The 17,467-nt window shown below is 41.9% G+C and carries 16 protein-coding genes; all 16 read left to right on the top strand.

Annotated elements, in window-relative coordinates; genetic code table 11:
• The first annotated feature begins 23 nt into the window (after positions 1-23).
• The 16 genes from WC955_01420 to WC955_01345 all read left to right on the top strand — a co-directional run bounded on the left by WC955_01420 (position 24) and on the right by WC955_01345 (position 17,404).
• On the top strand, positions 24-1,448 hold the full coding sequence (locus WC955_01420) for a FliG C-terminal domain-containing protein (GenBank protein ID MFA5857707.1): 1,425 nt from the start codon (positions 24-26) through the stop codon (positions 1,446-1,448).
• 27 nt (positions 1,449-1,475) lie between these two features.
• Positions 1,476-2,261, top strand: coding sequence for a MotA/TolQ/ExbB proton channel family protein (locus tag WC955_01415; protein ID MFA5857706.1), 786 nt, complete (start codon positions 1,476-1,478; stop codon positions 2,259-2,261).
• A 14-nt stretch (positions 2,262-2,275) separates the two neighbouring features.
• Complete coding sequence (locus WC955_01410; GenBank protein MFA5857705.1) at positions 2,276-2,956, top strand: flagellar motor protein MotB; 681 nt, start codon at positions 2,276-2,278, stop codon at positions 2,954-2,956.
• Positions 2,957-2,981: 25 nt separating this feature from the next.
• Positions 2,982-3,635, top strand: a complete 654-nt coding sequence (locus WC955_01405; GenBank protein MFA5857704.1) for an OmpA family protein — start codon at positions 2,982-2,984, stop codon at positions 3,633-3,635.
• Entirely contained in the window at positions 3,632-4,534 is a 903-nt protein-coding gene (locus WC955_01400; GenBank protein MFA5857703.1) for a tetratricopeptide repeat protein, read from the top strand. Before WC955_01405 ends, WC955_01400 begins: the two co-directional genes overlap by 4 nt.
• A 64-nt stretch (positions 4,535-4,598) precedes the next feature.
• A complete protein-coding gene (locus WC955_01395) occupies positions 4,599-5,570 on the top strand; it encodes an ATP-dependent 6-phosphofructokinase (GenBank protein MFA5857702.1) in 972 nt (323 codons plus the stop codon).
• Positions 5,571-5,620: 50 nt separating this feature from the next.
• A complete protein-coding gene (locus WC955_01390) occupies positions 5,621-6,409 on the top strand; it encodes an AAC(3) family N-acetyltransferase (GenBank protein MFA5857701.1) in 789 nt (262 codons plus the stop codon).
• Between the two features lie 3 nt (positions 6,410-6,412).
• Entirely contained in the window at positions 6,413-7,441 is a 1,029-nt protein-coding gene (locus WC955_01385) for a hypothetical protein (protein ID MFA5857700.1), read from the top strand.
• Between the two features lie 146 nt (positions 7,442-7,587).
• Entirely contained in the window at positions 7,588-9,006 is a 1,419-nt protein-coding gene (locus WC955_01380; GenBank protein MFA5857699.1) for an RNA-binding domain-containing protein, read from the top strand.
• A 67-nt stretch (positions 9,007-9,073) separates the two neighbouring features.
• Positions 9,074-9,622: a sigma-70 family RNA polymerase sigma factor gene (locus WC955_01375; protein MFA5857698.1), complete on the top strand. Its 549-nt coding sequence runs from the start codon at positions 9,074-9,076 to the stop codon at positions 9,620-9,622.
• Entirely contained in the window at positions 9,619-10,698 is a 1,080-nt protein-coding gene (locus tag WC955_01370; GenBank protein MFA5857697.1) for a gliding motility-associated C-terminal domain-containing protein, read from the top strand. The genes WC955_01375 and WC955_01370 overlap by 4 nt, the downstream gene beginning before the upstream one ends.
• An 89-nt stretch (positions 10,699-10,787) precedes the next feature.
• Positions 10,788-13,760, top strand: coding sequence for an SBBP repeat-containing protein (locus WC955_01365; GenBank protein ID MFA5857696.1), 2,973 nt, complete (start codon positions 10,788-10,790; stop codon positions 13,758-13,760).
• A gap of 8 nt (positions 13,761-13,768) precedes the next feature.
• A complete protein-coding gene (locus tag WC955_01360) occupies positions 13,769-14,674 on the top strand; it encodes a hypothetical protein (GenBank protein ID MFA5857695.1) in 906 nt (301 codons plus the stop codon).
• Between the two features lie 66 nt (positions 14,675-14,740).
• Positions 14,741-15,385: an HAD-IA family hydrolase gene (locus WC955_01355; GenBank protein ID MFA5857694.1), complete on the top strand. Its 645-nt coding sequence runs from the start codon at positions 14,741-14,743 to the stop codon at positions 15,383-15,385.
• A gap of 31 nt (positions 15,386-15,416) precedes the next feature.
• Positions 15,417-16,067, top strand: coding sequence for a lipoyl(octanoyl) transferase LipB (lipB, locus tag WC955_01350; protein MFA5857693.1), 651 nt, complete (start codon positions 15,417-15,419; stop codon positions 16,065-16,067).
• 2 nt (positions 16,068-16,069) lie between these two features.
• Complete coding sequence (locus WC955_01345; protein ID MFA5857692.1) at positions 16,070-17,404, top strand: ROK family protein; 1,335 nt, start codon at positions 16,070-16,072, stop codon at positions 17,402-17,404.
• Positions 17,405-17,467: the final 63 nt, after the last annotated feature.

The following is a 17,467-nucleotide window of genomic DNA, read 5'->3' as shown; positions in this document are numbered from 1 at the left end:
AAAAGGGGAGTATTTCTGTGGATATGATTGCAAAACGGTTAATGTTGTTCTCCGCGGTAATGGTATGCTTTTTGACAGCGCTACCGTTATTCTCCGCGGATATCGGAGTAGAAACTAAGATTAGTATTGAAACTAACCTCGAGAATAGGTTAAAGAAAATTCTGCAGGAGATTACCGGGACTGACCAGATGGTTGTTATGATCAACGTTGAGCTATACTCCGAACAAAAACAACAGCAGCCTGCTGCGCAAAAGAAACAGGAGATGCTTCTACCCGGCGTTCCTGTTAAGGAATCTGCTGCTGAGAAAAAGATTGCTGAACTTCTTACACCAATAACATTAGGTGAACAAAAGGCGTTGATTAAAAAGATGACCGCTACTATTATACTTGACCAGTCAACCGATAAGGAAGTTGAGGAGCTTGTTAAACAAGTAGCAACCGGGATACTCGGGATTGACGCTGTGCGCGGGGATCAGTTGTCAATAAGGAAAATTCAGTTTAAAAAAGGTAATTTTTCGTGGAATAGTATGTTCTTCCCGCCGTTTGTGTTTGGCACTGCAGGGATCGCGTTGGGAGTACTGTTCTTCTTTGTAGTAACAATATTTTTTCTTCTGCCTTTCAAAGGAGGGTTTACGGAGGTTGCACGGGCGTTGGAGTCTGTATCAAAAAGCGGTAGTACGAGTGGTGAGGGTAGCGCTGCCTCTGCAGTTGGTAATGCCGGGCTTGCGATGTTAACCGCATCAGCTGGAGTGAGTAGTGGTATGGGTGGTGAGGCTAAAAGCGGCGAGGGTGACGGGTCGTATAAGCCGTTTAGGTTTGTTAATTCAAACAATATTGCAAGCTTGGTTTATGTATTGAAAGACGCACCGGCGGAAAATGTTGCGTTAGTAGCTAATTATATACAACCAGATTTAATACCGGAATACTTGGCGTCTTTCCCTGATGATGTGCAGTCTAAAGTTGTGGGGTTATTATCAAAGGTAAACCTATGGGATATTGACACAATAAAAAAAAGTGAGGAACATTTACGGAATCTTATGGATGGTATGGTTGGAGGGGAACAAAAGATTGTTAGTATGGTTAACTACGTGGACGACGATGCACGTGAAAAAATTATTAGTGCGGTTAATTCTCAAAACCCAGGCCTTGCTGCGAAAGTACAGGCACAGGTTGTAACGCTTGAGTCTTTATCAAAATACACACAGGAGTCGATGCTTGCAATATACCGCTCAGTTAACCCGTCAATCTTTGCGTTGGTTCTGAAAACCGCACCGGCGGGTGTTGCGGATAAAGTTATTGCTGCATTACCGCCAGCCGCAGCGGAACGGTTAAAACAGGAAATTGAAATGGGTGCTCAGTTGCCCAAGGGAAGGTTAGCGGAAGAAAAACGCAGGATCCTGCAAATTATAAAGAAGTTGGAACAAGATGGTGTTATCAAGAAAGCGTAACAATAACAGGGAAGGGATAATATAGGTATGGATATTTCTACAATCGTAGGGTTAGTGTGTGGCCTAGGATCAGTGTATTACGTTATGCTTCACGGGAAAGTTGCGCATCTTATTTTTAATATGGAAGCTGCAATTATCGTGTTTGGCGGAATAGTCGGTGCGACACTGGTATCGTATCCCGTTGATATGATTATCCGCGCACTGGTTGCGTCTAAGATGTCGTTATTCCCTCCGAAACAACAGGCGCCTGACCTGGCAATACATACAGTGGTGAACCTCGCGGAGGTTGCTAAACGTAATGGTATACCGTCACTCGCGAAGGAGTTACCGAATATTAAGGATAAATTTTTGTCATACGCAGTGCAGATGCTGGTGGATGGATACGAGCCGGATCTTGTCCGCGAAAATTTGGAGAAAGAGATTGTGTTTACACGGCAACGGCATCAGCAGATAACCGGTGTTTTCCGTACGATGGGTACGTACTCGCCGATATTCGGATTACTTGGAACACTTCTGGGTGTTATGCAGGTATTAAAAAATTTGCAGGACGCTGAGGCTATGGGGACGTCAATGGCGGTAGCTGTGACCGCAACGTTCTACGGCGTGTTTGGCACAAACTTTTTGTTCTTACCGCTTGCGGCAAAGCTTAATGTATACAGTGAGAAAGAAGTGTTGCTTAAGGAAGTGATGATTGAAGGGATTATTTCTATACAAGCCGGTGAGGTGCCGTTGGTTGTAAGTAAGAAACTTGAGACGTTTCTATCTCATCAGGTAAGAGAAAAAATGTTACCCAAAAATAAGAAAAGGAAGTAACGGGTTAATAATAGATGCGGGCAAAACGTAAGTTCGTAACATTAGCGGAGCATGGGTTTGGTCAGATATGGTTGATAACTTTTTGTGACCTTATGACCAACCTAATGCTGTTTTTTCTTGTTATGTTTGCGTTGACACGCGTGGACGCTGCAAAACAACAGCAGTTATTGTCCGGCCTTGAAGGGCGGTTTACCGGGAAGAAGGTTAGTATCGCGAAAGTACAGAAGGTATTGGAGAAAGCTCGGGAGGAAAGTGTGGTGGATAATCTTAAGTCCAACCTCGCATCGGGAGACCTAAATAAAATCGCGAATGTTGAAATTGGTGAGCAACAGATTGTGTTAACCCTGAAAGCACCGGTATTGTTTGGTATCGGCAGCGCAAATATTGATCCTCGGATTATTCCTGCGTTAGATGAAGTAGCGGAAGTATTGACGGTTGCACCGAATAAAATTATTGTTGAAGGGCATACGGATAATGTTCCGATCCGCGGGGGTAAGTATGAGTCGAATTGGGAACTGTCCGTAGCACGGGCGTTCAGTATCATAAGTTATTTTGTTAAGTCAAAAAGTATTGCACCGGAAAAGTTTATCGCTGCGGGGTACGGTGAGTTCAGGCCGTTGCATCCAAATGATACTGAAGAACACCGTGTTCTTAACCGCAGGATTGAAATTAAGATTATAAGGCAAATGTATTAATTATTGAGACAGGAAAACTTGTTATATGCGTAGCGAGAGAATTAATAAATTGTTTGAACATAGCGAGGAAGAGGATACTACAGAATTGTGGATGGCGCCCTATGGCAACCTTATGGTGCTGTTGGTTGTTCTTTTCCTTTCATTGTACGGTTTTAGCCGGTTAAATTCAACTAAGTACGAAAAATCGTTTGCGTCAAATGCTAAGGATGAAAAAATTGCGAAGTTCGCGGAACAAATGGAAAAACAAAAGATGAAGGTTGAGCTTAACGCGCAGAAGTTGAGGATACAGTTACCGTCCCCTGTATTGTTCGACCCTGGGAAAGCTGACCTCAAGAAAGAAGCTTTATCGTCATTATCTGAGATGGTGGGGTTATTAAAAGAACTTGATTCCCCTGTGATTGTTGAAGGGCATACGGATAATGTTCCTCTGGGTACCGGCGCGAGGTATGGTTCTAACTGGGAATTATCCGCATCGCGGGCGTTCAGCGTTATTAAATACTTTATTGACCAGGGTTTGTCTCCTGAACGTTTCTCCGCGTACGGGTACGGCGAGTTTTTGCCGTTAATGTCGAACGATACTGACGATAACCGCGCGATGAACCGCAGGATTGAAATTATTATCCTGCGTCAAGCTGCGGAGAATAAAGTTAAACCTGATGGGTTGGAGAAAAAGACGTGAAGTTGTATAAGGTAGTGTTATCAATACTAATATTTGTGTTATCACCGCAAAGCCTACTGTTTTGCCAGCCAGCAGGTAGTGTGACGGATGAACAGAAGCAGGGAACCGGCATGACTAAGGAATCGTTGGATCTTATCAACGCAAATTATAAACGCGCAATGGAGTGTTATATAAAAGGCGATTGCGCGGAAGCTATCAGGTGTTGGGAAGATATACTGAAACTCGATCCCGGGCAGGTACCCCCGCAGAAGATGATACCTCTAGCGCGGGAAAGGTTAAAGAAAAGTTTGGAGACATTGCGTCAACGCGGTGTAGATGCGTTTTCGCAGGGCAAGTATTCACTCGCAGTTGATTGTTATGTTGAATACCTTCGGTATGATCCAACGGATAGCGAGATGACAACAGGGTTAAAGAAATTGCGGGCAATTAAGGAAATCATCCCTGATGCAACAGATTCAAATAAGGCGTTTAGGATGGTAAGGATCGGTGTGATTAATTATATGTACCCCAACGGCGATATTGCGTTAGCGATTGACGCATTACGTTATGCCACGCAATTGGATAAAGTTAACCAGCCAATCGCGAAGTTACGTGCGCATCTTGAGAGTGAACATCCTAAGATCGTGAAACTTACGCCGTTTAATCCGGCAAAAGGGTTGGTGGAACAGCGTTTGGATGCTGCGTTAAATAATATTTATGAAGGAAATTATGATTCCGCGATTGTCAACTGCGAGGAAGTACTGGAACTTGACCCTGGGAATGTTGTGGCGTATACACGGATAGGGTCGTCATATTTTGCGTTAGGGAAAAAGGATAAAGCAAAGCTTGCATGGCAGGAAGTTTTGAGGTTAGATCCTAATAATAAAGATGTACGGAAGTTTATTAATCAGATAAAATAAAATTTGTGCTTACTTACCACTTCGTTATTAAAGATTTGGTTGTATTATGATAAAGAGAGGTGCTATGGAAAAAAAGAATGATGTTATCGGGCTCACCACTCCTGGTGGTGATGCATCGGGGATTAACGCGTGTATCCGTGCAGTGGTGCGGTTGGGTATATCGGAAGGGTATAGAATTGTTGGGATCCAAAACGGGTACCAGGGAATTTATGACGGCAAGTTTGTGCAGTTAAACAAACGGTCTGTCAGCGGGATCATCAACCTCGGAGGGACAATACTTAAGTCTGCTAGGTGTAAGGAAATACGGTCTGAGCAAGGAATAAAAAAAGCTGCGGCGCTTCTTAAACGCGAAGGAGTGGATAAACTAATTGTTATCGGTGGGGACGGGTCGTCGGATGCACTGCTGAAACTTAGCTCGTACGGGATCCAGGGAGTGGCAATCCCCGCGAGTATAGATAACGATATTAACGGTACCGACGAGACTATAGGGTTTGATACTGCGACAGATGTTGCTGTGGATGCTGTGGATAAAATCCGTGATACTGCAACAAGTTTTGATCGTGTGTTCATAGTTGAAGTTATGGGCCGCAACCACGGGTTTCTCGCGCTTTCAGTAGGGATAGCGTCAGGTGCGGAGTTTATCATTGTGCCGGAAGTGAAGTATAATCTCAGAAAAATATGTGCGGAGCTTTTGTACGATAAACGTAAAGGTAAATCATCGGAGATAATCATATTTGCGGAAGGCGCAGGGGATGTGAAAAAGTTTGCGGAAAACGTGGCTAGTACTACAAACCTGGAGGTCAGAGTCAGTACCTTGGGGTATATCCAGCGCGGAGGTACGCCCTCTGCGCGGTCACGTAATCTTGGTGCGCGGTTCGGTGCTGAAGCTGTTAAACTTATCAAACAAAAGAAGTTTAATCGTTTGGTAGTAATCCGCGACAGTATTGTAGGAAGTATACCGTTGACGTTAGCGAAGAAACACGAAAAACGGTTTGACTACGCTTTACATAAGCTTGCAAAACAGCTATCTGACTAAACACGCGTGAATTGTCTGACAATACTAATGCTGAAGAAAAATGGAACAAAATGAGCAAACAAAACGTTAAAGTTTATAAACATAATATTGTTGAGGGTTTAAATGCACTTGGGTTGTCCACCGGGGATGTTGTTTTAGTACATTCGTCATTAAGCAAGTTTGGTAAAGTGGTTGGCGGAGCACAGACGATAATCTCTGCAATACTTGAAGTTATCGGCAAACAAGGTACTTTATGTGCGCCAACGCTTACCGGAAATTCTCAGCTGTCCATTAATAACCCGCCAATATTTGACGTAAGAAACAGCGGGTGTTGGACCGGTGTAATACCGTACACTTTGCTTTCCTGGCCCGGAGCGGTGCGGAGTTTGAACCCTACACATTCAGTTGTTGCTGTAGGGAAACATGCAAAAGTTATTACTGCAGGGCATGAGAAATGTTTAGTTTCCTGTAACAAAAAATCGCCGTACTACAAAATTGCAAAACTCGGGGGGTATGTGTTGTTCCTCGGAGTGGGGCTTGAGTGTAACACCACATTTCATACCGTCGAAGAAATTGTGAACGTAAAATATCATCTGCAAAAACAATCGGTCCACGCGGTAGTGTACGACTATAACGGGGAAATACGTATTGTTAAAAATATGTTGCATAAATACGGTACACCGCGGCAGTTTGGGCGTATTGAACCGTTGTTATTAGAAAAAGGGATTATGCGGAAAACCGTTATCGGTAACGCTGAGGTACGGTTGGTGAAATCGTTACCGATGATAGAACTCGCGGTTAAAATGTTGAAAGAGAATAATAATTATTTTGTGAAAAAAGTGATTAATTGTAAGGAATAACAAATGAAGAACGTTAACGCGGAACTCATAAACTTACCATCGTGTGATTTGCCAATAATTGAATTGGTTAATGTATCCGCAGGGATAAAACTGCATGTGTCTCCGTATACCGGCGGTGAGATGTCAAGCTTGGGTATAATGCACAATAGTGAGTGGATAGAACTTCTTAACCGCGCGGATGAGTTCGGGCCGTTACCAAAAAATGTGATATGGCGGGGACGCGCGCCGTTGTTATTCCCTGCGGTAGGACGGAATTATACTAATGAACAAATGAGTGTTGATATTGACAAAAAGAATAAGCCGCCCTGTGGGTATATGCATTACGGAAAGAAGTATAAAATACCAATCCACGGATTTGTTATGGACCTGCCCTGGGAGCTTGATAGTTTTGGTGTAAATAATAACATACCCTATGCCGTGTGCAGGTACAAAAGTGATGCTGTATCACGTAAGTATTACCCGTTTAAGTACGAACTTGTATCAAAGTATGAACTTACCCAAGAAAAAAAGGTTATTATTACTTACACTGTCCTCAGTATGTCAGATGGAATGTTTTTTTCAGTGGGTAATCATTTGACATTAAAGTATCCGTTCACCGGTAAAGACAGCGGGTATAATAACGGAATGATTAAAACACGGGCAACTAAGGGCTTCGTTCTGTCACCCTACGGGATTACAAGCGAGAAGTTTAATACCATAAATTATGCCGGGGGTGTGACTTTAGAGAATGATAAGTATCTTGATATGGTTATCGGCGGGTATAATAGCGTTGATGATTTATGGGTCGACTTTATTGATAGTAATGCGTTTACATTAAGAGTGGAACAAAGAGAAGTTGTCCCTTCCGGGGGTATGCCAAAGATGAGTTTGGAACATTTCTATTATGTTTTCTGGGGCCAGCGTGAGAATAATCTTTATTGTGTTGAACCCTGGTATGGCGCGCCAAATTCGTTGAATACACGAAAGGGTGTAGTCATGCTTAACAAAAACGAATCCTGTACCTGGCAGATGGAACTTAAGATCATAGGTTAGTTCACGTGATCTAGCATTCAGGCATAATCTTTTATATTATAGTGACCATAACATTATTTCAAAGTTGGATGGGAATGGAGTGACTAAACGTGAAAAATAATATCGATGACATTCTACACAAAAAGCACTTACGGGAGAACTCTAATATGCGCGAATCGGAAATAAAAACAATCGTTAGTAAAGGGGAAGGCCTGCGCGTTGAATTCAAGGAATGTAAAACTAAACTCAGTAAAGAGGTATATGAAACAGTCAGCGCGTTTTTAAATCGTTTTGGCGGTGAGCTTTTGATGGGAGTAAAAGACAACGGAGATATTGTTGGTGTTGACGAAAACTGTGTAGAAAAGATAAAAAAGGAATTTATCACAGCTGTAAACAACCCGCAGAAAATCTCTCCCTCGTTTTATCTGTCAGCAGAAGAAGTAAAAGTCAAAAGCAAAACCGTTATTTATGTTTACGTTCCTGAAAGTTCGCAGGTACATAGATGCAATGGGAGAATATTCGATCGTAATGAAGACGGCGATTTTGATATTACGGATAACACGGATCTTGTTACCAATTTGTATATAAGAAAACAAGCAACTTATTCAGAAAATAGAATTTACCCGTTTATTAAAATCAAAGACTTAAAGGCAAGTTTAATCCAGCGGGTAAGAAAACTGGCAATAGCCCAGAAACCGGGGCATCTGTGGTCTGAACTGGACGATTTTGAGATGCTTAAGAGCGCACAGCTTTATTTAAAGGACTATCAAAGCGGGAAGAAAGGGTTTACTCTTGCGGCGGTACTGTTGTTTGGTAAAGACGAGGTTATATCGTCCATATTGCCGCATTTTAGGACGGATGCTATAGTACGGAAAGAAAACCTGGACCGTTATGACGACCGGGATGATATACGGACGAATCTTATTGAAAGTTATGATAGGCTCATGGCTTTTACAGAGAAACATCTCCCGGACAAATTTTATATTGAAAATAAACAACGGATAAATCTTAGGGATCATATTTTTAGAGAAGTCATAACGAATATTCTTATCCATAGAGAATATACTAACGCGTTCCCCGCGAAATTTGTAATTGAAAAAGATAAAGTCTATACTGAAAATAGTAATAAACCCCATGGCCATGGTTTGATAGACCCGTCGCACTTTTCGCCTTTTCCCAAAAACCCGGTTATCGCAAAAATATTCAAGGAAATCGGCCGTGCGGATGAACTCGGGTCGGGAATCAGAACCCTTTTCAAGTATTCTAAAGTATATTCAGGGATGCTGCCTCAGTTGATAGAAGAGGATATATTCAAAATAGTTGTGCCATTGACCGCGCAAGTTACCGTGCAAGCTACCGTGCAAGCTACCATGCAAGCTACCATGCAAGCTGATCGCATAAAACAAATACTATATTTTTGTAAAGAGTCACGAACAAGAGAAGAAATCCAAAATCATATTGGAATTCAAAATAGGGATTATTTTAGAAAAGAAATATTAAATCCATTAATAATAAAGAAGTTTATTTTTTTAACAATTCCAGACAAACCCAATAGCCCAAAGCAGAAGTATTATTCTGCAAGATGAATAAAATTATTTGAACCTTTTTCTGGTTTTGACGTTTATATAGGTGTAAGGAAAGCTGGTTAACACAGTGGTTGATACACAGAATATTGTGTCATTTGACGAGTTGGCCGAAAAACATGGTAACCAAATACTAAACTTGGCGTACAGACTGACGGGTCACTATGCCGATGCTGAAGATATCGCGCAGGAAGTGTTGGTGAAAGCATTCAAAAATTATGCGCAGTTCAAGCAGGGAACGAATTTGTCAGCGTGGTTGTATAAGATAACGATTAACGTTTATAGAGATTATCGAAGATATAATACGCGGCGTAAAACCGCGGCACATGTTTCGTTAGACGAAGTTAACTCAAATGGACAGGTTCAGGTTCCGCTGGCAAATGACACGGGTAATAGCGAACAAATACTGGAAAATGAACAGCAAAACAAAATGTTAATGCAAACGTTAAATAAATTGGAAACTAAACATAAAGTTGTCGTGGTACTCCGTGTTATGGAACACAAATCGTACGAGGAAATATCTGAAATTCTCGGGTGTCCGGTTGGGACGGTGAAATCGCGGATGTTCTACGCGTGTGAAACACTGCGCAAAATGATGAAGAAGAGTGGAAATATATGAAATCCTTAAATTGTCAAAAAATGAAACCGTTAATATTGTGGTATATAGACCAATCGCTTGACCCTGTGCAAGCACAAGCGGTAGAACACCACCTGCGGGTTTGTAACGATTGTAAGCTATACGCAGACGAGTTTAGGACGATGTATGGAAAATTAGGAAGCATACCATCAGTAACCGTATCCCCCGTTTTCCATGCAAAAGCATTACAGAAATTGAAAAGTTTGCCAACTCAAAAGGTTTATGGGTATACGTCAAGCCCGATATGGAATTACGCTCGTTGGGCAGGGGCTGCAGCCGTGATGTTATTAGCGATAGTATTGTTTGTGCAAAACCGGGATAATGTGTCGCCTACAAAACAAACGGATAAAACAATGCCTGCGAAATCTAGCCCCGTTAATATCAATGTTCCGATAAAAGCAAAACAAAAATTGGTACAAAAACAGGAATCTATGACTCAGGCAGTAGTAGTTCCAACCTCTATCCCCAAAACAGAAGTAAAAATACAGGCGGAATCCAAGGGAAACGAGATTGATAATAAAGAATCCGTCAAAGAAGTAGTTGAACAAAAAACTGTTGTCACAGAAACAACAGTAAATAACACAAAAGAGACTGAAGAAAAAGCTGTGCAGAAGCTCATTGATAAAGGAATCCCGCAGGATACCGCGCAGCGTACGGTGGACAACGCTATTGTTAAAGGTTATAGCGTGAACAAACTTAACGAAATAGTGGCAAACCCACAAAAAACGACGGTACGGTTATCGCAGAAAAAGGGTGAGATGAACCAAGGCGATGTGTTTAAGTTCGAAGAAGCTGCACCGAATCCGTTTACTCCAAACGGGGACAACGTGAATGACAAAATATTTTTTAAATACCAAAACCCGCATGGAGTGAAGGTTGAGATAAGGATTTACGATTTTACGGATACGCTGGTGAAAACTATTGTACCTACCGACGATACTAAACCGTCCTGGGATGGAACGAACGATAACGATACTTTATCCGAAGGCGGGATTTATGTTTATGTCCTGAAGGTCGAGGAGACTGTAATAAAAGGTACCATAATATTAGCTAAGTAATTTATTACAATATTATTTGAACTATTTTATTTTTTTTACGTTTATTATTATGGAAAGTGACAAAAAGTACTTTCCATGGGGGGCTCAGTGTGAAAATCATTAAAATAAGCATTATTAGTATATTAGTTTCATTCTTTATTTCACAAAAAGTATTTACTATAGATCTTGCCTGGAAACAATGGACACAACAATTTGGAACTTCAACTGGTGATTATGGTTATGCAATAACAGTTGATAGTTCAAATAATGTCTTTGTAACTGGAACTACGTATGGCGAATTAGATGGAAACACTAATTTAGGACAATCAGATGCATATGTTATTAAATATAGTTCGTCAGGAAATAGAATTTGGACTCGCCAAGCCGGTTCAGTTTTAAATGACATCGTAACTGACATCGTTTCGGATAATATGGGAAATATTTATATTACTGGCTATACATATGGTGGGTTTGATGGAAATACTTATTTAGGAGGAGATACTGATGCGTTTTTGGCTAAATATGATTCTTCCGGTACTAAACAATGGACAAAACAGATTGGAACATCCGCACTTGACTATAGCAATGGAATAGTTTGTGATACTAATGGGAATATATATATTACAGGTTTTACCGCTGGAACAATAGATGGAAATGTCAATCCAGGGGGAAATGATATTTTTTTCGCTAAATTCGATACTTTTGGCAATAAGCAATGGATAAAACAATTTGGTACACTCAAAAATGATGTTGCTTATGATATTGCTATTGACACTATGGATAATGTGTATATAACAGGTTTTACAAATAGCGAATTGGATGGGAATGCTAATATTGGTAATAATGATATTTTTCTAGTTAAATATGATTCTTTAGGTAATAAACAATGGACAAAACAATTCGGAACAAGTACTGTTGATGAGGGCAAGAAAATCGTTATTGATAAGTATAATAATATTTATATTTCAGGATTTACTTACGGCGGTTTTGGCGGTAATAGTATAGGAAATAATGATAACTACTTAGTTAAATGTGATTTGCAAGGTAACATTCAATGGATCAGGCAATTTGGTACAATAGAATATGAAGGTGAAGAAACTGGTATATCCTTAGATAATCAAGGGAACATATATGTTACAGGTTCTACTCCAGGCGGATTAGATGGCAATGTCTGTATTGGTCTGAGTGATATCTATTTAATCTGTTATGATTCATCAGGTACCAAACAATGGACAAAACAATTCGGAACATCAAACGACGATTTTGGATATAATATTGCGACTGATAAGTTAGGAACGACAATCTATGTTACCGGAGCAACATCTGGGGGATTAGATGGTAAGACTAATATTGGTAGTAGAGATGCTTTTTTGATTCAATATAAAATTGAATCTAATATTTCCCCATCAGTGTCGTGGTCAGGTGAATCAAATTATATTTCTGACGGATTAAATCCTGAAATAAGTGAAACTTCAACTCATTTTACATATCAAGTGCAATATACGGACGCTGACAATGATGCGCCAAAAGCAGGTTATCCCAAAGTTCACATATTAAGAGACAATATAGAAATTATTAATAGTCCGTTTACAATGAATTTTGTTACAGGGACATACACTACTGGCGCAATTTATACATTTAACACAATACTTACTACGGGCACCTATTATACTTATTATTTTGAAGCTTATGATGTGTGGGACGCTTCTGCTACCGGAAGTCCAACAACAGTACAACAAGGACCGTATGTATATGATGTTGATCATTACGAAATACTTGTTCCTTCAACCCCAGCAGTTACAGGCGCAGTTTTTACAATAACAATAAACGCAAAAAATATTGGTAATCAGACGTTACCGGGTGTAAATACTACAGTCGCACTCCAGCCCGTTATAGCGTCAAACGAATCACAATCCGGTAGCGGTGTGTTGGGCGTTACCCAAGCAACACTGGTCAACGGTACGGTAACGATTGCTAACCAAACATACACAAAAGCTGAGAATATCAAACTCAAAGTTACCGACGTAGACGGGAAGACGGGTGTTAGCAACCAGTTGACAGTCACCGCGAGTAATTATGGCGCGTACATGACGCTAAGCGCGAACCCGCAGTCGGTGATCACCGGGCAAACGGTAACGCTTACAATCGATGCGCGGGACTATTATGGTAACGCTGTAGTAAATATACCATTAATGTTTGAAGTTGTAAAAGGTACGGGCGTGTACGTGTCAACCTTGACATATACCGACACTACCGGTCGCGGAACAACAACATTTGTTCCGTCGTTATCCGGTACCGGAGAATGTGTCCTGCGGGTAACGAGCCCAGGGTTAACTTCGGTAGAAGTGAGGTTGTACGTGTCAGTTCTAATCGTAGCCAAGGATGGCGGAGTGGTGATTGCTTCGGACGATCCTAAGACGCAGTTATACATCCCCCCGTGGTTGTTGAAAACCGACTCTGAGGTAAAAATTACCCGCGATACAACCACCGTTGCCTCGGGAGAAGGGCAGGAAGTGGAAGTTAAGGCAAAAGAGCGTAGTACGGGGAACGACATCACTGACCTTGACGGTACGGTCAAGCTTACACTTGGCTACCAGATCGATTCTAACGGTAAGGTTACGAATACCAACGTCGCGGAAGCCGACGCTGTGTCGGCACTAGCTTTGTATTACCATGACGGCGTGCAATGGCAAAAACTTGACGGTAGTACTGTAGATACTGCGAATAAGACGGTGACAGCGAAAACGTCGCACCTAAGCCGGTACGCGTTACGCGGCAACGCAACAGCGCGGTCTACGAGTTTCCGGTTCACCGGTATCGGCCCGAACCCGTTTTCTCCCAACCCCGACGGTATCAATGACCGCATATACTTTTATTTCGAAAACCCGGCGAACGAGAAAGTGGATATCAAAATCTATGATCTGGATAACAGTTTAGTACGGAGTATAGAACCCGATTCCGAGACTGTTCCTTATTGGAACGGTAGGAACAACAACGGTTCTCTCGTTGAAGGCGGGATGTACTTCTATTCTTTGCGGGTAGGCAGCCAGGTGGCTAACGGCACGATAGTGTTGGGGAAATGAGGGGTGTAATGAAAAAATTAATATTAATCTTAGCCTTAATAATCCCGCAACAACTATTCGCAGCGTTTCAGTACACGGAAGTCGGCGCGCGTCCGGTCGGGATGAACGGCGCATTTAGCGCTGTCGCAGATGATGCTAACAGCGTGGTGTACAATGTTGCCGGTATGGGCAAAATTACCCGTGCGGAGGTGTCGGCTATCTACACGTCGTTGAACCCCGGGTTAAACGATAACCTCGGCGCCGGCGGTGTTGTGTATGTCCATCCGATACCTGTGATAGGGACAATAGGGGTGAGCGATATAGAGTTTAGTTCGAGTTTGTACGGCGAACGCGTGTTCAGCCTTTCTTATGGCCGGGAAGTGCCGTATATGCGAAACATGTATTTGGGGATGAGCTTGAAATACCTCAGTAAAAGCTATGTGACTAATGCGTATACACGGTTTGACCCAACGTTTACGGAAAAAACGGCTGCGGGCGGGGTGGGTATAGACTTTGGCGTGTTGTACACGTTACCCGAACTGTTAAACCTGTCGTTCGCGCTTACCGGGAAGAATGTTAACCAGCCGGATATAGCGCTGAAGAAACACGATATCGTTCCTGCGGAATACAGGGTTGGGGTAGGATGCAAAATCCAGGAGTTGACGTTGGACGTAGACGGAGTGGTAAAAACAAATTCGAATAACGATTACCGGGTACTCGTTGGCGCGGAATATTTGTTGCTAAACCGCACAGCTGGATTACGCGCAGGATTAGGGGCAGGGAATAACGAGTATTATAATATCGCCTTAGGTATCGGGTGGCGGCTCGTAATAATGAAGATGGTAGAAAGCAGTATTGACTACAGTTTCAACTACAACCCAGTCAGTTTAATTGGTGGAGGGAAACACCAGGTTTCGTTGGCGTTTAAGTTTTAAGACATAAACATTCACTATAATTTGTTATAATTATTCCGGTATTTCAATTATTTGTTGGGAGTAATAATGAAAAATATTGAGTTACTCATTTTTGACCTTGACGGTACATTAGCGGATACGAAACCGGATGTTACCGACGGAGTTAATTATGCTCTTAAATACTTCGGATGTCCGTCACGCACGCAGGATGAAGTTGCAGCTAGTATTGGGCCGGGCCAGGATGTTATGTTAAAAAAATCATTCGGAACGTTTACAAAATATGATCTTAATGTGGCTATAAAGAAGTTTAATGAATACTATTCTGTTCATTACGCGGATAAAACGTATCTATTCCCCGGGATGATGGATATGCTGAAGCATTACAATAATAAACGTAAAGCTGTTGTCACAAACAAGTTAAGGAAGTATTCTGAACCACTACTCGCGAAACTCGGTGCGCTTGACCAGTTCGACATTGTGGTAGGTATGGAAGACGTAGAAAAATGTAAGCCCGACCCATATCCGTTACTTCTGGTAGCAAAAAAGTATGGTATTGCTCCTGAAAAAAGTGTTATGGTAGGTGACAGCCCGTCGGATATACAGGCAGGTAAAGCTGCGGGGATGTTTACCGTGGGGTTAACCTTTGGGATGAATCCCGCTGAAATTGTTAAGTCCGCAAATCCTGACTATTTACTGGACGATATACTGCAGATGCTGAATATATTTGAGTAGTAGGGTTATTCAACATAAAAGTGATAAATATGTGAGCTTTAAAGTATTGAATCTAGGATTAACAAACTACCACAAAACCTATCTTCTACAAAAACGGTTGGTCACCGGAAAAGTTGAGGGCGATAAAACTGACTATCTCATACTTACCGAACATCCAAGGGTGATAACTCTTGGGCGATGGGGGAAAAAAGAAAATGTGGTAATCCCTGCGAACTGCGAAATTATTGAGATTGAACGCGGGGGTGATGTAACCATCCACTTCCCGGGACAGCTTGTGGGGTATCCCATAATAGATCTCCGTAATTACGGGAAGGATTTAACGGGATACCTGCGTAAACTGGAAGATATGCTTATTATGTCGCTAAGCAAACTCGGGGTTCGTAATGCGGTACGCGTAGAGAACCGTACCGGTGTGTGGGTCAATACCAAAAAAGTTGCTTCCATAGGTATTGCCGCACGGCGTTGGATTACCTATCACGGGTTTGCGTTAAACATTACGGGTAATCTCAAGGAGTTCAGGTATGTCAATCCCTGTGGGTTCAAAAGTAATTGTATGACGTCAGTATCTGAGATTTTGGGGTGTAAGGTTAGCCTTAAGGCTGCGGGTAGTGTTGTCGCGGATATGTTTAAAGAAGTATTTATTAACAACAATATTTTTGGTAATATTACATCAGGGAATTAAGTATGGTAAACAAAATTAAAGTATTAATCAGCGGTGTTAACCGCAAGATAACAAAAACTTTTTATCTTGAAAATAAGTTGGGGAATATTGACGGTATTATTTCTGAACTTAACAGTTACGCAAATCTTTTTGGGCAAAATATGCCCGTGGTGGTTGAGGGTAACCCCAAAACCGTGGATAGTCTTAACCACAGAATACGAACTTCGCCGTATGTTTCGCGTTTACTTTCCCGGCCGTTAATAAAACTGATCCCCGTGAGTAAAACTAAGTCAGGGGGAGTTAGTCTTAACCGCAGAAAAAAAGTTGGTGTTAAGCATACCTCCCGGGGGGGTAAAGTTTATTCTGTTGGGATTGACGTCGGGGGTACTTTTATTAAATGTTTGGTGCTAAGAAACAGTATACCTGTGAGTTCGTCGTTCACAAAAATTGTTACTCCCAAAAAACGCGGTGATATTGTTCTGAACCTCGCGAAACTTGTGGATACCGCAATGCTGGGATTGGACAAACAAAGATTGAGGGGTATAGGTATTGGGATCCCGGGCTTCGCGGAGAACGGGCGGATAGAAAAGTTGTCGAACCTTACCGCATGGAACGGGTTGGAGCTCGAGAGGAGTCTCTCGAAAATACTTGCACAGGATTATGGATATCCTCTAGTAAACGTATGGATCGATAATGATGCTAACCTCGCGGGGTTACGTAATGCAGTGAGATTGAAAAAGCCGGGTAGTATAACATTTACCGTAGGGACCGGTGTTGGTGGCGGGATTGTTAGTAACTACAAAATCTTTCATGGCATCACAGGCGCAGCAGGTGAGATGCATCTTAGAATTACCGGGTTTGAAGGAGTGAAGGATGCTTGTACATGCGGGATTAAAGACGGGTGTATTGAGTCAGTGTGTTCTAGCCGCGGGATTGTACTGTCTTTTACTGATGAATGGTTTGAATTTGTTCAGGCAAATTCTGGAAGTAAAAGTAAGTCCTCGGATGATGTGTTATCCAAAATTGCGGTACGTGTAAGGAATACCGGGGTTATTACAAATAAGGACTGTCGTGAGATTGACGTTGCAGCGCAAAAAGGGTGTGTTCCTGCAAAAAAGGTTATGTACGCAACTGCTAAGAATTTTGTTATTGCCATTGAGTATTTGTATAAACTTACCGGGATTAAGGATTATATATTCTCCGGCGGTGTTGTTCAGGGGTTGTTAGGTGAATATATGAGGAAAGAACTTTCTTTCCGTAAACTAACGCAGTGCGGTATTAAAACATTTATAGTTTCCGATGCGGATACTGCCGGTGCGGAAGGCGCGGCGTTATTTGCGTGGACCGTGAATTCGTAAGTACAAAGCTTATCACGTTGTTGTTGAATCATTAAACACTTTTTTTGTATACTCAAAAACGTG

This window comes from Elusimicrobiota bacterium (genome assembly GCA_041658405.1).
GTDB lineage: Bacteria > Elusimicrobiota > UBA5214 > JBBAAG01 > JBBAAG01 > JBBAAG01.
Note: the sequence above shows the minus strand (reverse complement) of the source record. Positions and strands in the feature narration are given on the sequence as shown.